The organism is Streptomyces sp. NPDC048290, assembly GCF_040652095.1.
Taxonomy (GTDB): domain Bacteria; phylum Actinomycetota; class Actinomycetes; order Streptomycetales; family Streptomycetaceae; genus Streptomyces.
The window spans coordinates 1-3,677 of record NZ_JBEZLM010000058.1 but is presented as its reverse complement, the minus strand read 5'-3'; the positions used below and the strand labels follow the sequence as shown (position 1 = coordinate 3,677).

Genomic DNA, 3,677 nt, shown 5'->3' with positions numbered 1-3,677 from the left:
AAGTCACTGACCGAGGTCGTCGTGCTCTTCGGCTTGGTGGTGACGGTCTTGTCGGACGGGGTCAGCACCTCGGCCTGCTTGAGGTCCAGCTGCGCGGTGATCCGGGCCGTGAAGACCCGTGAGCCCACCTTGATGTCGAAGTCCCGGCCCGCGCCCCGCAGCTGCCCGGTCCGCAGCCTGACGAACTCTTCCACGGCGGTGAGCTGCTGCATCTCCAAGGTGGTGGCGCCCAGGGACTGCAACCGCTTGCTCAGCGCATCGCGGACGTCGGCACCGGCGGTGCTGTCGGTGAAGTCGCCGTACACCATCTCCCGGTTCTTGAGCTTCTTGATCTCCGGGGCGAGCGGGTCCGACTTGAGCGCACTGGTGGCGAGTGCCGTCAACCGCTGCGTGAACTGATCGCCCGGTTCGAGGCTGGGCGTCTCGGGCAACTGAGAGACATCCGGCAGATCGGGCACGGTGTTCGGGCCCAGCGTAGAGATGGAGTGCCGGTTCGAATGGTGAGCGGACGGGGTCGGGATCGGATGGTGCGTGGGGTGAACGGGTCCGGTCGGGTGGTGGGTGGGCTGGTGCGTCTGGTCCGTGCTGTGGATAGTCGGGTGCGTGTCGTGGCCCGGCACATGGGTGGTGCCGTCGTGGGGCGTGGTGTTGAACTGCACCGCGGCGGTGGTGTTCCGCAGCTGCGCCCACTCCTCGTCCGTGAGCTGCGGCGGGTTCACCTGGTTGCCGTCGGCGTCGAACATGAGCGCCCAGACCGGGCCCGGGTTGTCGTTGTCGAACGGGGAGTCGCCCCGGGTGATCTTCTTGTGGGGGACGTCCACGACGACGAGGGTCCCCTTGTGGTTGACCAGGTTGTAGGCGTGGCCCTCGGGGTTGCCGGGGGTGCGGCTGACGAACACGATCGCCTGGGCGCCGGGGCCGAGATCCTTGATCTGCTGGGCGATCTTGTCGAGGGCGGGTTCGCCGACGCCCATGGTGGACGCGGCGGCGTTCAGGGCGTTCTGGGCGATGGTGGCGTGGCTCCACCCCTTGTTCGCCAGGGATGTGGAGTCGAAGCCGCGGATGTCGGCCTTGGTCGCCGCGTTGAAGGTGGCGTAGAAGGCGAGGGCGGCGATCACACAGTTGTCGTCGAAGTTGCTGCGCAGGAGGTCGGAGGGGCCCTGGGGCCCGTAGACGCGGTCGAGCCAGTCCTGAGGATCGTCGAAGGCGCGGGTCCCGTCGTCCTTGAAGAGGGCGCTGACCGGGATGATCCGCTGGACCGCAGCGTCCTTGTCGAACTGGGTGACCAGGTCGTTCACGCCGCGCACGGGAGAGTCGAGGAGGGAAGCCAGGTCGCCCAACCGGGGCTTCAGCGTGTTCTCCAGGTACTGCTTCTCGATGCGCTTCAGCCGGGTGGGGAGCGGCACCGTCGAAGTCGTCGCCATGACCTTGCGGTAGGCGGTGTCCAGTGCGTCCTTGGTCTGGGTGGTCAGGTCCCGCCGGAAGCCGGCCACGAGATCACCGTCGATGGAGAGGTTCTGGGCCGCCCGGTCGGTGACGACCGCGTCGATGCCGGCGTCGATCAACCGCTCGGCGTGCGCCAGGCTGGCGTTCACCTTCAGTGTCCGGTTGGTCTCCTTGGTGACCTCGGAGTTGAGCCGCTGCGTGGCGTCCGGTTCATCCAGGCTGCGCGGGTCACCCATGAACAGGGTGTCCGCCACGGTCCGGGCCAGGGCGCCGTGGTCGTAGCCGACCGCCTTCTGGATCTCCTGTTTCGACAGGTCATGGTTGAGGTTCGTCGCGAATCCGGAGGCCAGGTTCTCGGCGGTGCTGGTCGCCGCTGTGACCGCCTCCTCGTACGTCCGGGCCAGTCCCAGGGCGTGCTTGATGCGGGGCTTGGGTTCGCCGACGTCGAAGAGCCGGTCCAGGATGGCGTGCGCCCGCTGTCGCAGCGCGGAGTTGCCGCCGCTGTCGTCGTCCGTCAGCGGGACATAGTCGTCGAGGTACCGCTCAAGCCTGTCGTGGGTCTCCTGCCTCGCATCGGTGGCCGGGTTCTCCTGAGTGGGACGGGGCGGGGTCGGCGGGGGCTGACTGTCCAGGGTGCTGGTCGAGGCGTTGTCCTGGGCGGTGGGGATGGTGGACGTGGGGGGTGTGGACTCCGGGGTCGTGGGGTCCGGGTTCATGACCATCAGGGTCCTGGGAGCCGGGGGCATGAAGGCGTCCAGCCCGGCGTTGACCTTGCCGGGCAGTGCGTTCCGTAGCTCCGTCCGGAACCGTTTCCAGGGCCGGCTGCCACTGTCCGCCGGGCCTTCGGAAGGCTGCTTCCCGAGCTCACTCATGACATGGGCCCCCAGGTGACTCCACACCTTCTGGACCACGTCGACCGGGACCTGACGACCGGTCACGGTGAGCTGCTGGACACCCTCGTGGATCGCGCTCGACACATCGTTCAGGATGCCGCTGATCAACTCCAAGTCGTCAACGGTCTTCGTGTCCAGCTCCGCGAGCGCCAGGCTGAGCTGGTCGTACCGGTTACTTGCCAGGAGGGCCTGGGGGGTGGAGAAGAAGCCCTCCAGGACCGACCGGGTGAAGTGCTCGGAGAAGCGCGGAAGCAGTGTCCGCGCCATCGCCCCGGCGGTCTCGGAGGGCAGATTCTGCGCCGACAGCCAGTGCTGGACCTTGTCGTAGAAGTTCGCGTGCGCCTGGTTCCATGCCGAGGTTTCGAACATGGCCGCGTTCACGATCACGTCCATCGCGATCCCGTCCGTGCCCTGTTCCTGCTCCAGGACATTCTCCAGGATGTCGTGCGCGCTATTGGACACGACGGCGAGATCGTGCCCGGCGGTCATGATCTGCCGGCCCAGTCCGTTCTGGATCGCGATGTCCAGGCGATCGTGTACGGAGTCCCATTCGATCATCTTGTCGACCGAGCCGATGATGGGAGGCAGCACGTCCCTGCTGAGCCAGGGCAGGATGTCATGTGTCTCGCCACTGTTCAGGGCGTCCCCGTACGGTCTGAAGTGGCTGTCCACCATCCCGTGGTACTCGTCCCGGATGTTTCGCACCGAGGGGTCGTTCCTGGGCACCCCGCGCTCTGCCAGCGCCTGGTCGATCGCCTCGTCGACCTTCTGGTGAGCGACGGCCTTGTAGGTGAGCATCTCCGGCGTCAGGTGATCCGGCTGCCCGCTGTTCAGCCGCAACTCGGCGAGCTGGGTGTTGGCCAGCCGGGTGATGTGTTCCGGGGTGTAGCCGCTCTCGGTGCTCAGTTTCACCAGCGCGGGCGAGGAGAGGTACGCCGTGAGCTTCTGGTGACGAGTGTCCTTGTCCAGGCTTCCGCCTTCGCTGTCCTGCGAGGACCGGTCCGAGGTGCGGATGGGCACGCCCTGGTCCGAGGTCCGGATGGGCACGCTCCGGTCCGAGGTCCGGTTGGGCACGCCCTGGTCCGAGGTCCGCATGGGCACGAGCCGGTCCGAGGTATCGGTCAGGATCGGCCTCCTCCCTCGCGTGGGCACCTGCGGCAGATCGCTGCCGCCGACGGTGAGGAATTCCAGCGCGTTCGCCGCGTCCCGGAACTGCTGCCACTCCGTGTCGGTGAGCTGCGGTGCCTTCTGGTTGCCGTCGGCGTCGAGGACGATCGCCCACACCCGGCCCGGGTCGTCGCCGTACAGGGGGCTGTTCTCGTCGGACGTGGCGTTGTT

Annotated in this window: 1 protein-coding gene; it reads right to left on the bottom strand. The window is 67.3% G+C overall.

Annotation, left to right across the window (positions count from 1 at the left end; genetic code table 11):
- On the bottom strand, positions 1-3,677 hold a 3,677-nt coding region (locus tag AB0D49_RS41695), incomplete at both ends, for a toxin glutamine deamidase domain-containing protein (RefSeq protein ID WP_362769496.1).